The sequence below is a fragment of the Streptomyces pilosus genome (assembly GCF_014649835.1).
In the GTDB taxonomy this organism is placed as follows: domain Bacteria; phylum Actinomycetota; class Actinomycetes; order Streptomycetales; family Streptomycetaceae; genus Streptomyces; species Streptomyces pilosus.
Window position 1 is genome coordinate 427,297 of record NZ_BMTU01000002.1, and the last position, 19,560, is coordinate 446,856.

Genomic DNA, 19,560 nt, shown 5'->3' on the forward strand with positions numbered 1-19,560 from the left:
CGCCCGTCCCCCCCCCGACCCCGACCACTTTCGGCAGGTGAAGGCATGAGCGCCCTGAGCGCGCTGGAAAAGGCACTGGAGAACCGTTGGGAGGCGCTGTGGGCGCGCATGTCGGGCCGGGACCCGGTCGAACTCGTCGACGCCCTGCGGCGCGAGTGCGACAGCAACGCGGTGGTGTGCCGGGCGGGCCGGGTGATGGTGCCCAACGCCTATGACGTGGAACTCTCCGGCCCGGTGCACGAGGAACTGACGCGCCAGGGCGGCCGCGTGGGCCAGTTGCTCACCGACCGGCTGGCCCGGCACGCCGCACGCCACGGCTACGAGTGGGCGGGCCCGCTCGCCGTGCACGTGCGCCGGTCCGCGGAAGTCCCCAACGGCCGTTACCGCGTGGCCAGCAGTGTGATGCCGCACGTGAGCGCGGACGGCTTCCAGCGGGCGGCGGCGGGACACGGCTGACCCCGTACCCGGCCCTCAATCCCCCGTCCGGGGACGGCCGATGCGCCCAGCGGACCGCGGAACCGCCGGACCGCCGGATGGACGGCGCGGACACCGCCACCCGCGGCCGCTTCCGCCGACCCGGGTGAGCCCGTGTCAGCCGGCCGTGCCGCGTCCGGCCCGTTCCGCCGGACGGGACGCGTCCGGCAGCGCCGGGGCCGGCACCACGAGATCGGCGCGGTCCCGCGTCGCGGCGACCAGTTCGGCGTTGGGCCGGTCGGAGCGTTCGACCCAGGCGCACGCCTCCGCGTGACTCTTGCCGAACTCCACGTGCCGGGCGATCAGACGCCGCAGCCGCTCCTCCTCGTCCAGGGCACAGAACCACACCTCGTCCAGCTGACGCCCGACCCGCGCCCACGCGCCGGTGTCCAGCAGCAGGTAGTTGCCCTCGGTCACCACCAGCCGGGCGGCCGCCGGCACCGGGACGGCCCCCGCGAGCGGCTGTTCCAGCGTCCGCTCGAAGCCGGGGGCGTAGACGTCCTCGTCGTACGCCTCCTCGCGCAGCCGCTCCAGCAGCGCCGCGTACCCGGCGGCGTCGAAGGTGTCGGGGGCGCCCTTGCGGTCCCGGCGGCCCAGCCGGTCGAGTTCGGCGTCGGCGAGGTGGAAGCCGTCCATGGGGACGTGCACCGCCCACGGCCCGCCGGAGCCGTTCAGCTCCCGCACCAGGAGCGCGGCGAGCGTGGACTTGCCCGCGCCGGGGCTGCCGGCGATGCCGAGGATCGCGCGCCGGCCGCCGCGCGGGAGGGAGCGGGCACGGCCCAGGAGGTCGTCGAAAGTAAGCGCCACATGCCCGAGTGTGTCACCCGGGCAGGGGACGACCGGCCGTCGGGCGGCCGGACCGCGTGCTCCCCGCCGCACCGCGGGGGACGATGTCCCGCATGACGGATCCGGGCCTGCCCGACGGCATCCTCGCGTGCCTCTTCGACCTCGACGGCGTCGTCACCAGGACGGCCACCGTCCACGCGGCCGCCTGGAAGGACCTGTTCGACGCCTTCCTCCGGGAGCGGGACGGCGATACCTTCCGCCCCTTCACCCAGGCCGACTACGACGCGTACGTCGACGGCCTGCCCCGCGCCGACGGCGTACGCGCCTTCCTCGCCTCCCGCGGCATCGCCCTGCCCGAGGGCGGGCCGGACGACCCGCCCGGCTCCCGCACCGTGCACGGTCTCGGGAACCGCAAGAACGAGCTGCTGCTGGCGAGGATCCGCACCGACGGCGTCGCGACGTACGACAGCACCCTGCGCTACATCGAGGCGGTCCGCGCCCGGGGCCTGCGCACCGCGATCGTCTCCTCCAGCGCCAACTGCCTCGACGTCCTGCGGTCCATCGGCGCCGAGGACCTCTTCGACGTCCGGATCGACGGAGTGGTCGCGGCGGAGCGCGGCCTTCCCGGCAAGCCCGCCCCGGACACCTTCCTGGCCGCCGCCCGGGAACTCGGCGTGGCACCCTCCCGCGCCGCCGTCTTCGAGGACGCGCTCGCCGGCATGGACGCGGGCCGCGCCGGGGGCTTCGGATACGTCGTCGGCGTGGACCGGACCGGCCGGGCCGACGCGCTGTACGCACGCGGCGCCGACCGGGTCGTGACGGACCTCGCCGAACTCGGGTGCGACACCTGAGCACACCGTCACCGCCGGCCGGCATGGGACGGTTGGCCGTATACCGCCCTGCGTGCTCCTTCCGTCCGGGTTAGGTTGTCGGTGATCTTCGAGAACCCGGCCGGTCTCCCCGCCCCGGACCCCGCGGCGCAGGACCCCGGCAGCCCTGACGCGCGAGATCCGGAGGACGGACGATGACCGACGGCGCCGGTGCCCTCCTCGCCGCGGCACGGCGCCGTGAGCAGCGGTCGGGGCCGGACGCCTCCCGCGGGGCGCACGGCAGCAGACCGCTCGCGGTGCTCGCCGCCGTCTTCGTCCTCGCCCAACTCGTCCTCGTGCGGCCCGTGCTGGGTCTCGGCTGGGACGAGATCGTCTACACCAGCCAGGTCACCTCCCACCACCCGGCCGCCTTCTTCAGCGCCCCGCGCTCCCGCGGCGTCTCCCTGCTGGTCGCCCCCGTCGCGTCGTGGTCCGAGTCCACCGCGCTGCTGCGCGTCCATCTTGCCCTGCTCTCCGGCCTCGCCCTCTACCTGGCCCTGCGCGTCTGGCGGGGCCTGTTCCCGACCCGGATCCTGGTCACCGCGGGCGCGTTCTTCGCCTCCCTGTGGGTGACCCTGTTCTACGGTCCGCAGGCCATGCCCAACTACTGGGTCGCCGTCGGCGCGCTGATCGCCGTCGGCGGCTTCCTGCGCCACCGCGCGGACCCCTCGTCCGGCGGCCCGCTGTGGACCGTGGTGGCGGGGACCGCGCTCATGGCCTGGATGCGTCCCACCGACGCCGTCTGGGTGGTGATTCCCCTCCTCGTGCTCTCCCTGGCCCGGCACCGGCGCTCCCTGCTCGCCCTGACGGGTGGCCTCGCGGCGGGCGGGGTCCCGTGGGTGATCGAGGCGTACGCCGCCTTCGGCGGACTGGCGGAGCGGCTGGCGGAGGCGTCCCGCATCCAGGGCGGGCTCGGCTGGCACATCGCCGTCGACGACCAGCTGCGCAGCCTGGGCGGGCGGGCGCTGTGCCGCCCGTGCACCGGGTCCATGCCGCACCCGGTGATCACCCTGTGGTGGTTCGTCCTGCCACTGCTCGCGGTCCTCGGCCTGGTCGTCGCCGTACGGGCCCGCCGCACCCTGCGCACCCTGGTGCCGCTGGCCTGTGCGGCGACCGCCGCGCTCCCTTACCTCTTCATGATCGAGTACGCGGCGCCCCGCTTCCTGCAGCCCGCCTACGCCCTGCTCTCGATCCCGGTCGCCCAGGCGCTGTGGTACCTGATCACGGCACCGCGCGGGAGGTGGCGGACGGCCGGCCGGATCCTCGTGGCGCTCGCCGTGGCCGGCCATCTCACCGTCCAGCTGACCGTCCTCGCGCACACCGTCGACCGCAATGTCGACAGCCGCCGCGACTGGGCCCGCACGGCCGGAGAACTCCACCGGCTCGGCATCCGCCCGCCCTGTCTGATCACCGGGTACGAGGCCATCCCGATCGGCTACTACGCGGGCTGCTCCTCCGGTGCCACGTCCGGCAACAACGAGAACACCACGCCCGCCGAAATCCTGCGCACCGCCGCCCGCCTCCCCGTCGCCACGCTCACCGGGCCCGGCGGCACCCCGCCCGGATACGCCCGGCCCTGGCCGGTCCACCGGATCGGTGACCTGAAGGTACGGGTCGCTCCCGCACCCGGGTGACGGGGCCGGCCGCCTCCCCGCCGGCGTGCTCCCGGGGCCTCCCCGGGAACCGCTGCCGCCGTCCGGTGCACGGGGTTAGAGATCGCGTGACGGGAAACGCGGATCCCACACCGCAGACGAATTGTGCCGACGCAGCGTGACAGGGAGGACGCCATGGGCTCCGAACCGATGGCCGACGACGCCTACCAGCCCACCGGGAGCAACGAGGAGCAGGAGGACGCCGCGCCGCTCGACATGCAGGACGCCCTCGACGAGCGGACCTACGACGACCACCTGGACGAGGGCTACTCACCGCCGGAGAAGCCGCTGGGCGTCACCAAGTACGGCACCACGGCCGCTGAGCAGCACGAGGGGGAGAGCCTCGACCAGCGGCTGGCCCAGGAGGTGCCCGAGGAGTCCGCGCCCGCCGGGGACGCGGTGGGCGACCTGCCCGGCGGTGAGGGCGAGCCGGTGGACCCGGAGGCGGGCACCGCCCGCGCGGGACGGCTGGTCGCCCCCGACGAGGGCGCCCGCACCGACACGACCAAGGAGACCGTCGCCGAGGACGTCGGCATCGACGGCGGCGCCGCGGGCGCGGAGGAAGCCGCGATGCACGTCGTCGAGGACGAGACGGCGCTCCCGGACGACCAGGACAGAAGTTGACCGGACCGGCCGGACCGGCACCGGCCGGACTCGAACCGGACGGAAGGACACCGCCCGGACGGGGACCGGACGGGCAGGGCGGAGCGGCGCCGCCGGCCCGCGCGTGAGCGCACCGGGCCGGCGGCGCCGCTCCGCCGCTGCGGGGACCCGGGAGGGTCAGGGCAGGATCTTGTCCAGGGCGGCGGGCCCCTCCTCGGCCAGCTTCCGCTCGGCCCACTCGAGGTTCCGCGGGGTGAGGTCCTTGCCGGAGGCGAGAACCAGGTCCTCCGGTGACACCTCTGTGCCGGTGCGGGCGTGGAGGATGCTGTCCGGGGTGGCGCTGTCCTCGGGCTGCCGGGACGCGTCGGGCTGGGACGTCGACATCTTCTGGCTCCTCGGGTCCGGATCGCTGTGGCGGTCCCGGTGCTGGCATCGGGTCCGATACCTACCATTCAACGCGGGAGCCCGCCGTGCATCCGGAAGCACGCGCGGCGCCGCGGTGAGGGGCCGCCTCCTGGAGGCCGGGGTACCTTCCCGGGCCCGCGGGAAACCCGTCCCGCGTCCCGGCCTAGAAGGGCGTGAGGGTCAGCCGCAGACCCGTCGGTGCGGTGTCCTGGATGTACGAGGCGAAGTCGGCCACGTCGTCGAAGGCGAAACCGTACGCCCGGCCGTCCTCGGTGGCCGTGTGGACCGCCTTGGAGTAGTGGTTGGTGAGCTCCGTCCGGTAGAAGACCGAGGCGTCGGCGGTCGGCTGGTCGGGGTGGCTGAGCAGCGTCGACCGGTTGAAACCGGCGCCCAGCACCGCGGCCACCGGACCGGTGGTGCCGTCGTTGGGGGCGGCCAGGGCCCCGTCGCAGAAGAGGACGTCCCGCGTGGACGGCTTGGCGAAGGAGACCTGGGCGGGCCCGTCGAAGGTGAACCGCTCCCCGCGCACCCGGCCCGTGAAGGTGCCGGCGTTGGTGGTGACCTTGAGGTCCCGGCCGGTGTACGTGCTCCACACCTCGTCGATGTACGGGGCGAGGTAGTCCCCGGCGAACAGACCGGCGTCCAGCCCGTGGCCCGGGGCGATGATCCGGGTGTCGTCCACGACCAGCCGGGAGAACGCCTCCTGCTCCCTGACGGCCGCGAACGCCGCCTCGCGGCCGCCCTCGCGCACCGTGCCCGTCACCTGGTCGGCGGAGCCGGTGAGCCGGATGCTCAGCGGCACACTGAACATGTCGACCATCGTGGTGTTGCAGAACATGCCGGCGGAGTTGTAGGTGAACTCCGCGCAGTCGTGCAGCACGCCGTAGTTGGGGTCGGAGGTGACCCAGCCGGCCGGGTACTGCAGCGCCGCGTCGCCGTTGCCGTCGGTGACGGCCTTGAACTTGAGCTTGGCGCCGAGGGAGACGTAGATCCGGCCGGACATGTGGGGGAGGGACAGCTTGGTCTCGCCGCTGCCGGACAGGCTGATCGCGTAGTCGGTGAAGCCGTCGGGGCCGTTGTCCGACGCGGCGATCGGGACGACGTTCCCCTCGGGGGTGAGCCGGACCTGGCGGCCGTCCGCGTTGCCCACGACGTACAGGTGCACGCCGGCGTTGTCGAAGGAACCGCTGTTGTTGACGATGGTCAGCGGCAGGGAGGCCGCCGCCGTGCCGGGCCCGCGCCGCGGGGCCTGGTCCGCGAGGGCGTGCGGGGCGATCAGCGCCGCCGCGGGCAGGGCCACGGCGGCCCCGCCGAGAGCGAAGAGGACCTTGCGGCGGCCGAGGGTGCGCTGATGACGTGGAGTCATGTGGGGGTCTCCAGGGTGCTCGTGCGGGTTCCTGACCGCACCGGCCGACGCGGGGGGCAGTCGAGAGAGCGCTCTCAGACCGCACGTCGGGACCGGCGCGCGATCTCGATGCTAGGGACACCGACGCACCCCGCCAACGGTCCGACTTGTCCTCCGACACCCGCCGACCTGCGCAGACGTGCAGAGACGACCAACTCCCCACGATCGCTTAACCGGCCCTTAAGGGCCGCTTAAGCCGACCCGGCGGGCCGCGGCACACAGTGCGCACGCGGTGTTCCGCTGCGCAGTCGCCGGGCGTGTCACGACGGGCGGTCCCCGGGCGTCACGACGGGCGGCCCCCGCCGCGCAGCGACGCCTCGGCCGTGGCCAGGACCCGCGTCACCCGGAGGGCGAACCCGGCGTCGCAGGCGTGCGGAACGCCCGTGCGGGCCGCGGTGAGCAGGGCGTCGACGGCCCGCCCGAGGACCGGGACGACGCCCTCCGAGGACTCCGGGAGGACCGTCACCCCCGCGTCGCCCCGCAGCTCCACCCCGGCGCCCGCGGCAGCCGGGGGCGCGGTCAGGCTCAGGGTGAGGCTGCTCGACGCGCCGCCCGCGTGGTCGAGGACGAGATGGACCGTGTCGCCGGGCCCGTAGGCGGCCGCCGTCACCCGCCGCGGCTCGCCGAGCACCGGGAGCAGCACGGACAGGGCGTGCGGGCCCACGTCCCACAGCGCGCCCTTCTCCCGCCGCCACGGCGAGGCGGCGTAAGGACTGCCCGCGTCGCCGAACACCGCCCCGAGCCAGTGCACCCGCCCCGTGAACCACCCTCCCCTACGCGCCTGTTCGGTGATCCATGCCTCCGCCTCGGGCTGGAAACGGGTGGTGAAGAACACCACCGAGGCGACCTGGGCCTCCTCGGCGGCCTCGGCCACCGCCAGCCCTTCCTCGACCGTCGGCGCGAGCGGCTTGTCGAGCAGCAGGTGGCATCCCGCCCGTGCCGCGCGCACCGCCAGCCCCGCCTGCACCGCCGGCGGCAGCGCGACGGCGACCGCGTCCACGTCGGCGAGGAGGGCGTCGACGTCGTCGTAGGCCCGGGTGCCGTGCACGGCGGCCAGTTCCCCGGCGGCCTCGGGGCGCCGGCCCCAGACCCCGGCGAAGTCGACGTCCGGGTGCCCGCTCAGCGCGGGGGCGTGTGCCACCCGCGCCCAGGGGCCGGTGCCGAGCAGTCCGATCCGCATGCCGCCGCCTCTCCCGCGGCCCGCTGCCGCACCGCTCGTCCCGCGCGCGCCGCGCCGGCCCGCCGCTCCGGGTCAGAACGATGATCCCTGCCGAAATCACCTGTCAACAGCCCGGCTGCCCGGATACCTGGGGCCGCCACCCGGCTGCCCAAATATCTGGCCGCCGCCCGGTTGTCCGAAGACCTGGGGCCGCCCCCGGTGCCGGGGGACCGGGGGCGCCGGCCCCGGGCTCAGCCCTCGTGCTGGTTGATGTTGACCATCCAGGGAACGCCGAAGCGGTCGGTGCACATGCCGAACACGTCGCCCCACATCTGCTTCTCCAGCGGCACGGACACCGAGCCGCCGTCGGACAGCCGCTCCCAGTAGCGCCGCAGCGAGCTCTCGTCCTCACCGCTGATGCTCACGGCGAAGTTGTTCCCCGCGGCGTACTCCATGCCCGGCGGAGTGTCCGCGCCCATGAGGGTGAAGCCGTCGGTGGTCGTCAGCATGCCGTGCATGATCTTGTCGGAGCCCTCGGCGCCGGGCTGCCCGGCGTCACCGAAGGTGTTGAGGCGCAGCTCACCCCCGAACACCTCCTTGTAGAACTCCATCGCCTGCCGGGCGTGCCCGTCGAAACTCAGATACGGGTTGAGGAGCGAGCCCATCGATGCCTCCTGGAACGTGCGAAAGGTCGGCTGCGCGCAGGCTAACGCCGGGCGCCGGCCTCCGCGCGGCGACCGGTGGAGGGCCGGTCCCGATTCAGTGCCCCGCCCGGGCAAGTCCACGGTGCTCGACCCCGTCATCGGCTTCATCCGGCCGACCTCCGGCCGACTGCTGCTCGACGGCACCGACATGACTCGACGGCACCGACATGAACAGCCTCGACCTGCGCACCTACCGGCGCTTCCTGTCGGTGGTGCCCCGGGAGTCCATCCTGTTCGACGGCACGGTCAGGGAGAACGTCGCCTACGGCATGGACGACGCCGACGAGGAGACGGTGCGCGCCGCGCTGCGCGACGCCAACGCGCTGGAGTTTCGCCGACCGGCTGCCCCGGGGCCTCGCCACCCTCGTCGGGGAGCGCGGCGCCCGGCTGTCCGGCGGCCAGCGCCTCGCCATCGCCTGCGCCGGGGAACCGCTGCGCCGCGGCGGGCCCTACACGGACCTGCACAGCGGGCAGGTGGCCTGACGCCCCCGCCGTCCGGGGCGGCGCGGGGGACACCCTCACCTCCCCACCGGCGCGACCGGCCGGGTGCGCATGTTTTCGGTCAATTGCCGCCACATGGGCACAGGGGTGAGTGCTTCCGCCAGGTGGGGGCATACGCAGCGGAAACCAGAAAGGGGCGCTTCGTGCTCGTACCGGACCCCAAGGTCGTCAGGCAGCTTCTGACGACGTACGCGTCGCTGCGGATCGCGCAGGCCGAGCGGCACTCGCCGACGGCCGCGCGTGAACTCGAGGACGTCAGCTACACGCTCTGCGTGATGATGGCGACGTCCCGCATCGACGAGGCCATCGCGCGGGCGGACGCCCTGCTGGTCCGTCCCGTGCCCGGGTCCACGCCCGGCCGGACGCCCGAGGCGGACGGCGGGACCGGCCTGTCCCTGGCCGTTTGAGCCGCGGGCGGCGGGCGCGCCGGCTAGGAGACGCCCGCGGTGGCGGCGCGCCGCCCGTGGAACGACGAGCGGTAGGCGTACGGAGTGGTGCCCACCACCTTGCGGAACCGTTCACGGAACGCCGTGGGCGAGCCGAAACCGGCCTGCCGGGCGATCCGTTCGATCGTGTGGTCGCTGTTCTCCAGCAGGTACTGGGCGCGCCGCACCCGGGCCCGCAGTAGCCACTGCAACGGCGTGGTGCCCGTCTGTTCCCGGAACCGGCGGCTGAACGTGCGCTCGCTCATGCCGGCGCGGGCCGCCAGTGCCCCGAGGGTGACCTCGTGCGCCAGGTTGTCCTCGATCCACTCCAGCAACGGTTCGAGAGCGGACCCGCGCGGCACGGGCGGATGGTCGTGCACGATGAACTGGGCCTGCCCTCCCTCCCGTTCGAGGGGCATCACCGACATCCGGGCCGCGTCCGCGGCCACGGCCGAGCCCAGATCCCGCCGGATCATGTGCAGGCACATGTCCAACGCGGCGGCGGCACCGGCCGAGGTGAGGATCCTGCCGTTGTCGACGTAGAGCACGTCCGGCTCCACGTCGACCAGCGGGAAGGCGTGCGCCAGCCGGCCGGCGGCCACCCAGTGCGTGGTGGCGCGCAGGCCGTCCAGCAGTCCCGCCTCCGCCAGTACGAAGGCACCCACGCACACCGAGGCGATACGGGTCCCGGCTTCGGCCGCCTGCCGCAGTGCGGCGACGACGGCGGGGGAGAGCGGGGTCTCGTCGGTGCGGCCCGGGACGATGACCGTGTCGGCGTCCGCGAGCGTCTCCAGGCCACGGTCGACCCGCAGGGTGAAACCGCCGTCCGCGGCCACCTCCGGCCGCTCGGCGCACAGCCGCACCCGGTAGGGACTCCGGCCGTCGGGCAGCCGGGTCCAGTCGAAGACCTGCATCGGCGCCGCCATGTCGAACGGCACGACCCCATCGAGAACCAGAATCGCCACGGAGTGCATGAACCTCACGATAGACGGGTTCCCGCCACACCCCGGAACGGACGCGTCGGGGCGGCGGCACACCGGCACCGTGGTGGGAGGTGTTGGCGAGAACCCGTGGAAACGTGTCGTTCCGGCCTCTGGGTGATCATCCGGCGGACTCCTAACGTGGGCCCGGCACCGCCGACCGCACCAAGGAAAGAGCCCCGGTGACGAAGTTCCTGCTGTCCCTCCACGTCCTGGCCGCCATCATCGCCATCGGTCCCGTGACCGTCGCGGCCAGCATGTTCCCGCCCGCAGTGCGCCGGGCCGCCCCCGGGGAGGGTGACGGGCCCGACCCGAAGGCGGTCACGACCGTCGCACTGCTCCACCGCATCTGCCGGGTCTACGCCCGCATCGGGATCGCCGTGCCGCTCCTCGGCCTCGCCACCGCCCTCGCGATGGGCGTCCTGGGCGACGGCTGGCTCATCGCCTCGATCGCCCTGACCGCGGTGGCCGCCGGAACGCTGCTCGCCTTCGTGCTGCCCCGTCAGGACGAACTCCTCGGACAGGTGAGCGAACACCGGTCCGTCGACCGGCGGATCACCGTCCAACTCGCGATGTTCACCGGGGCGTTCAACCTGCTCTGGGCCACCGTCACCGTCCTGATGATCGTGCGCCCCGGCTCCACGACGGGCGCCTGACCGCCCGGAACGCCCACTTCACCGCGAACGGACGCCTACACTCGGCAGTCGCGACCCCGCACCGGGGCCGCCGAGAAGAAAGGCACGTTGACGGGTGTTCCAGGATTCCCCCATCTACGACCGACTCATCGCGGAGCAGGGCGACGTGCCCGCACAGGTCCGCCGCGAAGCCGAACGCGTGAGCAGGGAACTGGAGCTGGTCATGCGGCCCCTGCAGTCCCCGGGTTACGGCCCCGGCCTCGACCGGCCGCACGCGCCGGGCAACGGCTGGCAGCGCACCGCCCTGCTGCCCGGACCGCGGCCGCACTGACCGTCCGGCGGTGACGTCCCCTCAGCACACCGTGGTCCCCGCCCCGTTGAGCTTCGCGGGTTCCTCGGGAACGGGGCGGGACAGCCACTCGGCGATGCTCCGCGCGATCGGCTGTTCCGTCTCCACCTCCACGAACCCGAACTGCCCCGACTGGTTGCACTCCAGGAACCACCACGTCCCGTCCGCGTCCTCGGCGAAGTCGAAAGCCCCGTAAGCCAGTTCGGCCTGGCGCAGATAGGTGAGCACCGCATCCGCGGTGCGTGCCGGGACCTCGACCGGCTCCCAGGGCGACCCGGGCGCGGCGAACCGCACGTCCACCTCCTGCGGGTCCGCGTCCGGGGACGTGGCCTTCCGCGCGGCCAGCAACCGCTCACCCACCGCGGTCAGCCGGATGTCCGCCCGCTTGGCGATCCGCCGCTGCAGCAGCGTCGGGCCGTACGCGACCGCCGAGAAGTCCGTGTCCGGAGCCACCCTGCTGGTCGGCACCGCACGCGGCGGATCCTGCGGATGCGCCCCCGACACCGGCTTGACCACCAGGTCCGGGAAACGCTCGGCGAACTCCCGCGCGGCGCGCGGGAACGTGGTGATCACGGTGGCCGGCACGGGCAGACCGCAACGCTGCGCCAGCCGCAGCTGCCACGGCTTGTGGCGCGCCTGCCGGGCCGCGTCCGGGTGGTTCATCCACCGCGCGTCGCAGCCCCGCAGCAAGCCGTAGAGCGCTTGCGAGGCCTCCTCCGACAGCCACGCCGACGGCTGCGGCGCTCGCGCGGCGGGGGTGCCGGGCCTGCGCACCCACACGGACCGCAGCCCGCCGATGCTCACCAGCCGCCCCCCGGCCGAGAGATGGCCGCGGAAGCGGCCGTGGACGAACTCGCCCGACAGCGAGACGCCACCGGTCAGGTCCGCGGGATCGAGGCGCACCACCGGCACGCCCGAGCCGTTCAGATGCACGACCACCATGTCGGCGGTCACATCCTCCTCACAGGTGAGGATCAGCACGGTCATGGTCTACGGTCCGCGTTCAGTCGTCGAAGTGGGTCTTGGAGCCCGCGGTGGACGTCGTCGTCCCCACCTCGCGCAACAGCGCGTGGTCGCAGGCCGCGATCCGACCGTCCCCGAGGACGTTCAACTGCATTCCGGAGTCATACGCGTACGGAGTGGCAACGGCCAACTCAACTGCCGGACGTGCGTAGTTGAGCGCGAACGGTTGCATCGTCTCTCCCTCGTCGGTGCTGCGCCGACCGAGCAACGGCCCACTGGGCGCCGCGGCTTGGTCCGCCGACTTCTTTTGGCTTCCAGAGACTTATACGAATCGAACGGGTGGTTGGTTTCCTTACGGAGCGTAGTCACCGGCGGGTTGCCGTCCCGGCCGCCGCGAGGACGCGGGGGACGGGGCCCTGCCGGAGGAGCCACGCATGGAGCGCAGTGCGAGAAGGAGGACGCCGATGTCATCCAGGTAGACCGGGTCGGGCAGCAGATCGGCCGGCAGCACCAGGTAGAGGATCGCGCCCCAGAACACCCAGCGCGGACCCGTGGGCAGACCCGCCCGCCGCAACTCCCGCCGCGTACGGACCAGTCGGACCAGGACGGCGACGGCGCCGGCCAGCACCGCGGCCGCGAGGACCGCGGCGGCGGTCAGCAGTACGGTGGTCGAGTCCATCGTCACTGCCCTCCTCCGGGTGAACCGGCGTGCCGCGGCCGGTCGCCGCGGCACAGCCTTCTCCGATCGGATGCCCGCTGACGGCCCCGGTATGGCGTCGGGGACCAGCCATGCGCGCACGCGTCCGATGCCCCGCCGCCTCCTCGTGAAACGCCGGATCCCCGCAGGTCATCCCGGTGGAGCAGTCGAGTGGCAACGATCTGCGGGGGCGCCTAGTAATGGTCATCAGCCTTCCCAGGGAGACGATCATGACCACTTTCTCCACCTCGCCGCGCCCGGACGAACCGGTCATACCCCCCGAGGCGGCCGGCGCCGGGCCCGCCGCCCCGACGGCCAGCACGACCGGCACGCGCCATCCGGATCCGCCACGCGCACGGCCCCTGGTGGGCGACCGCGCGGATCCGGCGGACACCGTGCACCGCCGCGACCCGGTCGCCGCGGTCGATCCCGTGGACCCGCCCGGGCGGGCGCTGCCCGCCGAGCCGCCGCGCGCCGACGCCCCCGCGGCCGGGAAGCCCTACGGCGATCCGGTCAGCGACCTCGTGCACGCCGCCGTGGCGGACCGGCCGCTGGAAGAGGTCGTCGACCTGATCACCGCGCTGGAACGGTCGCCCGAGCACACCAGGGCCGTGGTCGACGCGCTGCGCGCCGCCGGGATCGACCGGTCCGTGGAGGACGTCACCCGTCTCGTCGCCCTCCTCACCCGGCCGCCCCGCGACGCCGCCAGCGCCGACGAGACCATCCGCGCGGCGGCGGCGCACCGCTCGGTCGAGGACGTGACCCTCCTGGTGGCACTGCTGCACGACGAGCCGCTGGCACCCCGCTGCCGCGAGGAGGCGCTGCGCGCCGCCGCGACCGGCCGCTCCGTCGACGAACTGGTCGAACTGATCGACCGCCTGGCCGTGCACCGGCCCGCCGAGCACCCGCGCCGTCCGGAACCGCCGGCACCCGGGCCGGATGCCGGGGACCCGCCGGCCGCGCCGGGCGAGCAGCGGCCCGGCGCGAGTGCGCCCGCCCCGCACAGCGGCCTCCGGGTCGGCCGCCGGCGTCCCCCCGCCCGCCTGACGCGGCCCGCGCGCCGGCGTCCCCGCATCGCCGCCCGCGACCGCACGCACCGGCCCGTCGCCCTGCCCGTGGTCTGGTCGAGCTGGCTGGCCGCCGTGGCCCTCGCCGTGTGCGCGGTCACCCACTTCCCGCTGCAGCGCGACGGCGTCCCCCTCGGCCTGCACGCCTTCGCCGTCGGACTGTCGGTGCTCTGCACGGTGCTGGCGCTCGTCCTGGTCGTCCGTCCCGGTGCGCTGGTGCTGGCGGGAGCGCTCCTGGTCCCCGCGGTCCTGGCCGGCACCCATGCCTACGGCGGTTCCTATCCGTCGTCGGCCCTCTCCCGGGCGGTGGACCTCGCCCTGGCACCCGCCTGGCTCGCCACCTCCGCCGCCGTGGCCGCCGCACTGCTGGCACTGGCGGCCCTGGTCGTCCGTGTGGCCTCCCCCCTCCCCGGCACCCGCTGGTCCCCCTGGCCGTCCCCGAGCCCGACCGAGTGACGGACCGGGTCCCGGCGTTCCGCCCGGCGGGCGGCGGCTTCCCCGGCATCCCGGAGAGGGGTCCGGACCGGTCACCGAGGCCGGAACGGCGCCCGGGGGCGGTGAGAGCGCCGCCCGCCCGCACGGGACGCCGGGGCGACCCCCTCAGAGGTCGGACGTCGTCGACTCCCGTTCCGGAGCCGGTCCCCTGGCTCGGCGGGGCCCGGCGCCCCCGCCCTTCAGGCGTTCCAGCGTGCGGGTCAGGTGCTGGAGGGGAGAGGCGGGGGCCGTCCGGGGCGCGGGCGGCCCCCCGGCGGCCGGGGTGCCGGAGGCCGCGTCCTGGTAGGCGGCCAGGGCCTCGTGGGCGCGTTCGGCGGCCTCCCGGTACAGGTCCCGGGACTTCGTCATCGCCTCCAGGGCCTCCGCGTACATGGCCACCAGCGCGCGCTCACGGTCGAGCTCCTCCGCGAGGGTCAGCAGGCGCCAGTCCTCCCGCAGCGCGGTCAGCTCCTCCCGCGCGCCGTCCGGCAGCGTGCGCGGCAGCGCGTCGAAGCGGGTCACCGCGTCGACGAGACCGGCCGGTTCCGTACCGTCCAGGAACACCGCCCGTACGGCGAAGGCGTCACCGTCGTAGCCCGCCGGGGCCGGGTTGCCCGGCAGCACCACGGCGCCCCCGCGTGGAACCTGCACACCGTGCTCCCGCAGCGCCCAGTTCGCCACCCGGAACTGCTGGGGCGTGGCCCGGTGCTCCACGACCCGGTGCCGCAGCCCCGGCGGCAGCCAGTGCGCGAGCGGCACCCGGCCGCGTTCGTCCGTGGTCATCGCCTCGTGGACGAGGACGTGCACGTGCCAGGCGTCGCGCGCGCAGTCGCGCAGCAGTCTCCGTACGGCCTTGTCGTCCTCCGGGAGCGGATTGATCTCCCCCGGCCGCAGTCCCGTCGTCGCGTCGTGGTGCCACTCGGCGTCCTGCCCGGGCTCCCAGAACATGCCGGCCGGAGACGGCCAGCCCTGGTCCCAGGGCCGCTCCGCCTCCGCGACCAGGATCCAGTCCCGCCCCTCGTCGGAGTCGGTGCCGGGAGCGAGGCTCAGCCGGGCGCGCACGGTGACCTCCCCGGCGACCCGGGTTCTGGACTCGAACACCAGGCCGGAGGCGGGACCGGTGGCCGGGACCTCCAGGAAGTCGTCGATGTCCCGGCTGTCCTTGAGGCGGCGCAGGGCGCGCCGCAGCTTTTCGTCCGCCCTGCCGCCGGTGTGCCGGCCACGGGCCAGCCAGACCGTGGGAGGGGCATCGGCGCGGACTGTGGAAGAAGTCGGCATGAGTCCAGTGGTGAGCGGGGGCACGTGCTCCTGCCAGTATCGTCGCCGTCGGCCGGCGAAGTGACGCGGGGTTCCGCCGGGCGGCGGTCCGGGCCCGCGCCCACTCGCCCCGGACGGCCCGCATGTCGGGTGAGGGCCCGGCGTGTCGCGCACGGGGTGTGCGCGGCGCACTCGCGGTCACCCGGCCTCACCCGTGGTCCCGGCGGTGTGGGCACCGCCACCATGGCCGGGCGGGCGGGGCCGTCCCACCATCCGCATCGGGGCCGGCCCCGCCCGCGCCGCGCCCGGACGGAAACGGTCCGCCGGGAAGCGGAGGCGCGGACCCTACCAGCGGCACCGCACCCCTGTCGCATATTCCCCCGGAAAACACCGAAGCCCTCACCTCGGCCGAGCACACACCGTAGCGTCGACGTCACGTTCGCGGTACAGCCGTGCGAGGAGGGGGATCCGGCGTGCCCGGAATCGACGAGAGCCTGCTGGAAGCCATGCGACTGCCAGGGGCGCGCGGTGCCCTGGTGGTCGACTGGATCAGCGGGCTCGCCCTGGGCGCGGTGGGCGAGGCCCCGGGCGGCGACGCGGAGGCCACGGCCGCGGAGACCGCCGAACTCGCCCGCCAGGCCATGGAGAGCGGCACGCTCGCACCGGCCGTCGACACCGCCGGTCCCGCCGGGAAGGAGCGCCCCGTCGAGGACCTGATCCTCACCGGCGCCGACTCCTACCACCTGCTGCGGTTCGTCGTCACGACGTTCGACAGCACCGTGTTCCTCTACCTGTGGCTCGACCGCGCCGACGGCAACCTCGCCCTCGCCCGCATCAGACTCGCCGACATGGCGGACCGGCTGGTGCTCGGATGACCACCGTGCCCCGCACCGGTGGCTCCGCCCCCGACCTGCTCGGCACCCTCGCGGCCGACCACGCCACCGGCGCCCTCTCGACGCACTCCGGGGTCTTCTACCTCGCGGCGGGACACGTCGTGCACGTCGAATCCGCCCACAGCCCCGACCTCGGCGACCTGCTCACCCGCAGCGGAGCCGTCGCCCCGGCCGGCTGGTGGGAGGCCGTCCAGCGGGCGGGCGCCCTGCACCGCGTCGGCCGCCAGCTGGTGGACAGCGGGCGGCTCACCACCGGCGCGCTGGAACTGTGCCACCTCGGTGCCCTGTTCGATGCCGCGTACTTCGCGCTCGCCCACGACGGCACCGCCCTCCGCTTCCGCCCCGGCGTCGCACACTGGCTCGGCGCGGTCCGTCCCGTACCGGTGGCGACGGTGCTGCGGGAGTCGCGCCGCCGCCGCGACCTGCTGCACCGCATATGGCCCGACCCCGCCGTCGACACCGCCCCGCTCAGCCGCACGGCCGGCGCCGATCCCGCCGAACTGCCGCCCCGCCGCGGGCGCACCCTCGCTCTGGTCGACGGCGGCCGCACCGCCGCGCAGATCGCCTCGGCCCTCGCCTGCCGTACCTTCCACACCCTCGTCGAACTACGCCGCCTGGCCGCCGACGGGCTGGTCACGCCCGCGCCGGCCCCGCCCGCCACGCCCGTCCACTCCGTCCCCGACACGGGCGGCGCGGCGTGGGACGAGCCCGACACAGCGCTGCTGAGACGGCTCCTGGACGCCTTGGAGGCACTGTGATCCGCGCGCGCCGGCAGCGTGCCGAAAGGAGACTGCTCATGGCCGTCGAGACCGACGTGCTGGACGAACTGCGCGGGCTCCGCACCCGCATACCCCGGCTGGCAGGCACCCTCGCGGCCACCGTCGACGGACTCGTGCTGGCCCACGACGTCCCCGAGACCGAACCGGAAGGGCTGGCCGCGCTCACCGCCGCCGCGCTCGGCGTCGCCCACCGCATGACGGACGCCGCCGCACGGGGCACGTTCCGCGAACTCCTGGTGCGCGGCAGCCAGGGCTACATCGCGACCTACGCCGCCGGCACCACCGCGGTCCTCACCCTCCTCGCCGACGACCGGGTCAACGTCGGCCGGCTGCACCTGGAGGGACGGCGCAGCGGTGCCCGGATCGCCGAACTGGTGGACACCCACATCGGCCCGGGCGGAGGGCGGCACGCCGACCGGCTCGCGCCCCGGGAACTGCCCGCACGGGCCCCGGACCCCGACCGCCCCATCGGCACCCTCCCGGTGCGGACCCCGCAACTGCCCGCACACCGGCCCAGGACCCAGCCCGGCGGCTGACCCGGGGCTTCACCCTCCGGCCGGACGCCCGCGCACCATCCGGCGCCGGCCCGAACCGCTCATCCATGTGAAAGGACACCACTCATGGCCAACACCGAGACGTCGCTCAAGGAATGCCTCGCCTCCATCGACGGCGCGACGGCCGTCGCGCTCGTCGACTACACCAGCGGCATGGCCCTCGGCACGCTGGGCGGCGGCAAGGACTTCAACCTGGAGGTCGCCGCCGCCGGCAACACCGACGTCGTGCGGTCCAAACTGCGCACCATGGAGCACCTCGGGCTCAACGAGGAGATCGAGGACATCCTCATCACCCTGAACAGCCAGTACCACCTGATCCGCCTGCTGAAGGGACGCGGCGGCAACGGCCTCTTCCTGTACCTGGTGCTCGACGGGGCGCGGGCCAACCTCGCCATGGCACGGCACCAGTTGCGCCGCATCGAGGCCGAACTGGAGGTGTGAGACGGGCCGGGGCCCCGCACGCCGTGCGGGGCCCCGGCCCGTCCGGGTCAGGCGGCATCGGGCAGCCACAGGTCGGGACCGAAGACCTCGTAGTGGACGGACCGGGCGGGGACCCCGGCGGCCAGCAGTTCGCCGCGCACGGCCCGCATGAACGGCAGCGGACCGCACAGGTACACCGTCGCGTCCGCCGGGACGTCGATGCCCTCCAGGCTCAGCAGGCCACGGCGGGCGTCCGGCTCCTCGGCGCCGGGACGCTCGTACCAGAACACGGCCTCCGCGTCGGGCAGTGCCGCCACCGCCTCGCGGGTCTCGGCCCGCAGGGCGTGCCCGGCCGGCGAGTCGTCGGCGTGCAGCACGAGCACCCGCCGGGCCGAACCGATGGCCGCCAGCCGGGCCAGCATGCCCAGCATCGGGGTGCACCCGATCCCCGCCGAGACCAGCACCAGCGGGGTCTCCGCCTCGTCGAGCGCCACGTCCCCGGCCGGCACGGACAGGGTGAGCTCGTCGCCCGTGCCGATCCGCTCGAACAACAGGTTGGACACCTCGCCGTCCGGTGCGCCCCGCACGCCCGCGACCCGCTTGACGGTGATCCGGCGCACCTCGCCCCCGGGGTCGGAGGACAGACTGTACTGACGGAGCTGCCGCACCCCGTCCGGCATGGTGAGCCGCACGCTGACGTACTGGCCCGCCCGGGCCCGGGGGGCCGGCCTGCCGTCGGCCGGGCTCAGCAGGAACGACACCACGTCGTCCGTCTCCTCGTGGCGCTCCACGACCGTCCACGGACGCCAGATGTCGCCCGGCTCCACGCCTGCCTCCTGGTACAGCCGGGCCTCCCGCGCGATGAGCGCGCCCGCCATCAGCCAGTACACCTCGTCCCAGGCGGCCGCCACCTCGGGCGTCACCGCCTCGCCCAGCACCTCGGCGATCGCACCGAACAGGTACTTGTGCACGATCGTGTACTGGTCGTCGGTGATCCCCACCGCGACGTGCTTGTGGGCGATCCGGGCCAGCAGGGCGTCGGGCCGGCTGTCCGGGTCGGCGAGCAGCGCCCGGGCGAATCCCGCGACGGACCCGGCGAGCGCCCGGCGCTGCGCCCCGCTGGCCTGGTTGCCCCGGTTGAACAGGCCGTCCAGGAGTTCGGGCCGGTCGCGGAACATCGCACCGTAGAAACGCGTGGTGATCTCGTCGAGGGCTCCGGCCACGGCGGGCAGGGTCGCCCGCACCACTGCTGCGGACTCTTCGGACAACATGGGGTCTCCCAAAGACGGGACGTAAGGGGGGCGTTGGACCGCGGATCCGGACCGGCGGCAGCACCTGTATAGCAACCCGGAACACCTGTTCCCATGGGTAAGGGGGGCGTCGGCGGCAACACGGGACCGTCGTCCCGCCCGAAGAGGACCTACGGCCCCGCGAACGGTCCCGGAACGGGGCCGGCCGGCCCCCGCGCCGGGGCGGCGGGTCCCGTGCTGCGGTGGCGGGTGCCGGTGG

At 74.4% G+C, this 19,560-nt stretch carries 23 protein-coding genes and 1 pseudogene; 13 read left to right on the forward strand and 11 right to left on the reverse strand.

The features are described 5' to 3' along the window. Nucleotides 1–45 precede the first annotated feature (45 nt). Entirely contained in the window at nucleotides 46–456 is a 411-nt protein-coding gene (locus tag IE118_RS06880; protein WP_189556435.1) for a DUF3662 domain-containing protein, read from the forward strand. Nucleotides 457–591: 135 nt separating this feature from the next. On the opposite strand, the gene IE118_RS06885 is transcribed toward IE118_RS06880, so the two are convergent. Beyond that, entirely contained in the window at nucleotides 592–1,281 is a 690-nt protein-coding gene (locus IE118_RS06885) for a nucleoside/nucleotide kinase family protein (RefSeq protein ID WP_189556436.1), read from the reverse strand. Nucleotides 1,282–1,373: 92 nt separating this feature from the next. Here IE118_RS06885 and IE118_RS06890 point away from each other — a divergent pair, with 92 nt between their 5' ends. From IE118_RS06890 to IE118_RS06900, 3 genes are all read left to right on the forward strand, one after another. Continuing rightward, nucleotides 1,374–2,111: an HAD family hydrolase gene (locus IE118_RS06890; RefSeq protein WP_189556437.1), complete on the forward strand. Its 738-nt coding sequence runs from the start codon at nucleotides 1,374–1,376 to the stop codon at nucleotides 2,109–2,111. A gap of 173 nt (nucleotides 2,112–2,284) precedes the next feature. Beyond that, on the forward strand, nucleotides 2,285–3,763 hold the full coding sequence (locus IE118_RS06895; RefSeq protein WP_189556438.1) for a hypothetical protein: 1,479 nt from the start codon (nucleotides 2,285–2,287) through the stop codon (nucleotides 3,761–3,763). Nucleotides 3,764–3,916: 153 nt separating this feature from the next. Beyond that, nucleotides 3,917–4,405: a DUF5709 domain-containing protein gene (locus IE118_RS06900; RefSeq protein ID WP_189556439.1), complete on the forward strand. Its 489-nt coding sequence runs from the start codon at nucleotides 3,917–3,919 to the stop codon at nucleotides 4,403–4,405. Nucleotides 4,406–4,561: 156 nt separating this feature from the next. On the opposite strand, the gene IE118_RS06905 is transcribed toward IE118_RS06900, so the two are convergent. The 4 genes from IE118_RS06905 to IE118_RS06920 all read right to left on the reverse strand — a co-directional run bounded on the left by IE118_RS06905 (nucleotide 4,562) and on the right by IE118_RS06920 (nucleotide 8,018). Further along, nucleotides 4,562–4,768, reverse strand: coding sequence for a hypothetical protein (locus IE118_RS06905; RefSeq protein WP_189556440.1), 207 nt, complete (start codon nucleotides 4,766–4,768; stop codon nucleotides 4,562–4,564). Nucleotides 4,769–4,952: 184 nt separating this feature from the next. Further along, a complete protein-coding gene (locus IE118_RS06910) occupies nucleotides 4,953–6,155 on the reverse strand; it encodes a glycoside hydrolase family 64 protein (protein WP_189556441.1) in 1,203 nt (400 codons plus the stop codon). Nucleotides 6,156–6,477: 322 nt separating this feature from the next. After that, a complete protein-coding gene (locus tag IE118_RS06915) occupies nucleotides 6,478–7,374 on the reverse strand; it encodes a Gfo/Idh/MocA family protein (protein ID WP_189556443.1) in 897 nt (298 codons plus the stop codon). A gap of 230 nt (nucleotides 7,375–7,604) precedes the next feature. After that, on the reverse strand, nucleotides 7,605–8,018 hold the full coding sequence (locus IE118_RS06920; protein WP_189556445.1) for a VOC family protein: 414 nt from the start codon (nucleotides 8,016–8,018) through the stop codon (nucleotides 7,605–7,607). A 109-nt stretch (nucleotides 8,019–8,127) separates the two neighbouring features. Between IE118_RS06920 and IE118_RS06925 the strand changes: the two are divergent. Together IE118_RS06925 and IE118_RS06930 are read left to right on the forward strand one after the other, a co-directional pair. Next, nucleotides 8,128–8,495: pseudogene (locus IE118_RS06925) on the forward strand (ATP-binding cassette domain-containing protein); the annotation flags it as partial. A gap of 206 nt (nucleotides 8,496–8,701) precedes the next feature. Beyond that, nucleotides 8,702–8,965, forward strand: a complete 264-nt coding sequence (locus IE118_RS06930) for a DUF5133 domain-containing protein (protein WP_189556447.1) — start codon at nucleotides 8,702–8,704, stop codon at nucleotides 8,963–8,965. Nucleotides 8,966–8,988: 23 nt separating this feature from the next. Here IE118_RS06930 and IE118_RS06935 read toward each other — a convergent pair whose 3' ends face one another. Next, a complete protein-coding gene (locus tag IE118_RS06935) occupies nucleotides 8,989–9,957 on the reverse strand; it encodes a GlxA family transcriptional regulator (RefSeq protein ID WP_189556449.1) in 969 nt (322 codons plus the stop codon). 188 nt (nucleotides 9,958–10,145) lie between these two features. Between IE118_RS06935 and IE118_RS06940 the strand changes: the two genes are divergently transcribed. After that, the gene (locus tag IE118_RS06940) at nucleotides 10,146–10,619 is read left to right on the forward strand and encodes a hypothetical protein (protein WP_189556451.1); all 474 of its coding nucleotides are present in this window, start codon (nucleotides 10,146–10,148) and stop codon (nucleotides 10,617–10,619) included. A gap of 94 nt (nucleotides 10,620–10,713) precedes the next feature. Next, on the forward strand, nucleotides 10,714–10,929 hold the full coding sequence (locus tag IE118_RS06945) for a hypothetical protein (RefSeq protein WP_189556453.1): 216 nt from the start codon (nucleotides 10,714–10,716) through the stop codon (nucleotides 10,927–10,929). A 21-nt stretch (nucleotides 10,930–10,950) separates the two neighbouring features. Here IE118_RS06945 and tgmB read toward each other — a convergent pair whose 3' ends face one another. The 3 genes from tgmB to IE118_RS06960 form a co-directional block, all read right to left on the reverse strand. Beyond that, nucleotides 10,951–11,934 carry an ATP-grasp ribosomal peptide maturase gene (gene tgmB / locus IE118_RS06950; protein ID WP_189556455.1) on the reverse strand — a complete coding sequence of 328 codons (984 nt, stop codon included), beginning with the start codon at nucleotides 11,932–11,934 and terminating at the stop codon, nucleotides 10,951–10,953. Nucleotides 11,935–11,950: 16 nt separating this feature from the next. After that, a complete protein-coding gene (gene tgmA, locus IE118_RS06955; RefSeq protein ID WP_149548982.1) occupies nucleotides 11,951–12,142 on the reverse strand; it encodes a putative ATP-grasp-modified RiPP in 192 nt (63 codons plus the stop codon). 120 nt (nucleotides 12,143–12,262) lie between these two features. Beyond that, complete coding sequence (locus IE118_RS06960) at nucleotides 12,263–12,589, reverse strand: YkvA family protein (RefSeq protein WP_189556457.1); 327 nt, start codon at nucleotides 12,587–12,589, stop codon at nucleotides 12,263–12,265. A gap of 248 nt (nucleotides 12,590–12,837) precedes the next feature. Between IE118_RS06960 and IE118_RS06965 the strand changes: the two genes are divergently transcribed. After that, the gene (locus IE118_RS06965) at nucleotides 12,838–14,130 is read left to right on the forward strand and encodes a hypothetical protein (RefSeq protein ID WP_189556459.1); all 1,293 of its coding nucleotides are present in this window, start codon (nucleotides 12,838–12,840) and stop codon (nucleotides 14,128–14,130) included. A gap of 144 nt (nucleotides 14,131–14,274) precedes the next feature. On the opposite strand, the gene IE118_RS06970 is transcribed toward IE118_RS06965, so the two are convergent. Then, complete coding sequence (locus IE118_RS06970; RefSeq protein WP_189556461.1) at nucleotides 14,275–15,426, reverse strand: hypothetical protein; 1,152 nt, start codon at nucleotides 15,424–15,426, stop codon at nucleotides 14,275–14,277. A 452-nt stretch (nucleotides 15,427–15,878) separates the two neighbouring features. On the opposite strand from IE118_RS06970, the gene IE118_RS06975 reads away from it, so the two are divergent. The 4 genes from IE118_RS06975 (at nucleotide 15,879) to IE118_RS06990 (ending at nucleotide 18,072) form a co-directional block, all read left to right on the forward strand. Then, the gene (locus IE118_RS06975; RefSeq protein WP_189556463.1) at nucleotides 15,879–16,280 is read left to right on the forward strand and encodes a hypothetical protein; all 402 of its coding nucleotides are present in this window, start codon (nucleotides 15,879–15,881) and stop codon (nucleotides 16,278–16,280) included. Beyond that, nucleotides 16,277–17,056, forward strand: a complete 780-nt coding sequence (locus IE118_RS06980; RefSeq protein ID WP_189556465.1) for a hypothetical protein — start codon at nucleotides 16,277–16,279, stop codon at nucleotides 17,054–17,056. Before IE118_RS06975 ends, IE118_RS06980 begins: the two co-directional genes overlap by 4 nt. A 38-nt stretch (nucleotides 17,057–17,094) precedes the next feature. Next, nucleotides 17,095–17,613: a roadblock/LC7 domain-containing protein gene (locus IE118_RS06985; RefSeq protein WP_189556472.1), complete on the forward strand. Its 519-nt coding sequence runs from the start codon at nucleotides 17,095–17,097 to the stop codon at nucleotides 17,611–17,613. 84 nt (nucleotides 17,614–17,697) lie between these two features. Further along, the gene (locus IE118_RS06990; protein ID WP_189556474.1) at nucleotides 17,698–18,072 is read left to right on the forward strand and encodes a roadblock/LC7 domain-containing protein; all 375 of its coding nucleotides are present in this window, start codon (nucleotides 17,698–17,700) and stop codon (nucleotides 18,070–18,072) included. A gap of 47 nt (nucleotides 18,073–18,119) precedes the next feature. Here the strand turns inward: IE118_RS06990 and IE118_RS06995 are convergent, their stop codons facing one another. After that, on the reverse strand, nucleotides 18,120–19,322 hold the full coding sequence (locus tag IE118_RS06995; protein ID WP_189556476.1) for a globin domain-containing protein: 1,203 nt from the start codon (nucleotides 19,320–19,322) through the stop codon (nucleotides 18,120–18,122). Nucleotides 19,323–19,560 lie beyond the last annotated feature (238 nt).

Bases quoted from the DNA above. Each gene is read 5' to 3' on its own strand.
- IE118_RS06880 (WP_189556435.1), top strand. From the start codon at position 46: ATGAGCGCCCTGAGCGCGCTGGAAAAGGCACTGGAGAACCGTTGGGAG.
- IE118_RS06890 (WP_189556437.1), top strand. From the start codon at position 1,374: ATGACGGATCCGGGCCTGCCCGACGGCATCCTCGCGTGCCTCTTCGAC.
- IE118_RS06895 (WP_189556438.1), top strand. From the start codon at position 2,285: ATGACCGACGGCGCCGGTGCCCTCCTCGCCGCGGCACGGCGCCGTGAG.
- IE118_RS06900 (WP_189556439.1), top strand. From the start codon at position 3,917: ATGGGCTCCGAACCGATGGCCGACGACGCCTACCAGCCCACCGGGAGC.
- IE118_RS06905 (WP_189556440.1), bottom strand. From the start codon at position 4,768: ATGTCGACGTCCCAGCCCGACGCGTCCCGGCAGCCCGAGGACAGCGCC.
- IE118_RS06910 (WP_189556441.1), bottom strand. From the start codon at position 6,155: ATGACTCCACGTCATCAGCGCACCCTCGGCCGCCGCAAGGTCCTCTTC.
- IE118_RS06915 (WP_189556443.1), bottom strand. From the start codon at position 7,374: ATGCGGATCGGACTGCTCGGCACCGGCCCCTGGGCGCGGGTGGCACAC.
- IE118_RS06920 (WP_189556445.1), bottom strand. From the start codon at position 8,018: ATGGGCTCGCTCCTCAACCCGTATCTGAGTTTCGACGGGCACGCCCGG.
- IE118_RS06935 (WP_189556449.1), bottom strand. From the start codon at position 9,957: ATGCACTCCGTGGCGATTCTGGTTCTCGATGGGGTCGTGCCGTTCGAC.
- tgmB (WP_189556455.1), bottom strand. From the start codon at position 11,934: ATGACCGTGCTGATCCTCACCTGTGAGGAGGATGTGACCGCCGACATG.
- tgmA (WP_149548982.1), bottom strand. From the start codon at position 12,142: ATGCAACCGTTCGCGCTCAACTACGCACGTCCGGCAGTTGAGTTGGCC.
- IE118_RS06960 (WP_189556457.1), bottom strand. From the start codon at position 12,589: ATGGACTCGACCACCGTACTGCTGACCGCCGCCGCGGTCCTCGCGGCC.
- IE118_RS06965 (WP_189556459.1), top strand. From the start codon at position 12,838: ATGACCACTTTCTCCACCTCGCCGCGCCCGGACGAACCGGTCATACCC.
- IE118_RS06970 (WP_189556461.1), bottom strand. From the start codon at position 15,426: ATGCCGACTTCTTCCACAGTCCGCGCCGATGCCCCTCCCACGGTCTGG.
- IE118_RS06980 (WP_189556465.1), top strand. From the start codon at position 16,277: ATGACCACCGTGCCCCGCACCGGTGGCTCCGCCCCCGACCTGCTCGGC.
- IE118_RS06985 (WP_189556472.1), top strand. From the start codon at position 17,095: ATGGCCGTCGAGACCGACGTGCTGGACGAACTGCGCGGGCTCCGCACC.
- IE118_RS06990 (WP_189556474.1), top strand. From the start codon at position 17,698: ATGGCCAACACCGAGACGTCGCTCAAGGAATGCCTCGCCTCCATCGAC.
- IE118_RS06995 (WP_189556476.1), bottom strand. From the start codon at position 19,322: ATGTTGTCCGAAGAGTCCGCAGCAGTGGTGCGGGCGACCCTGCCCGCC.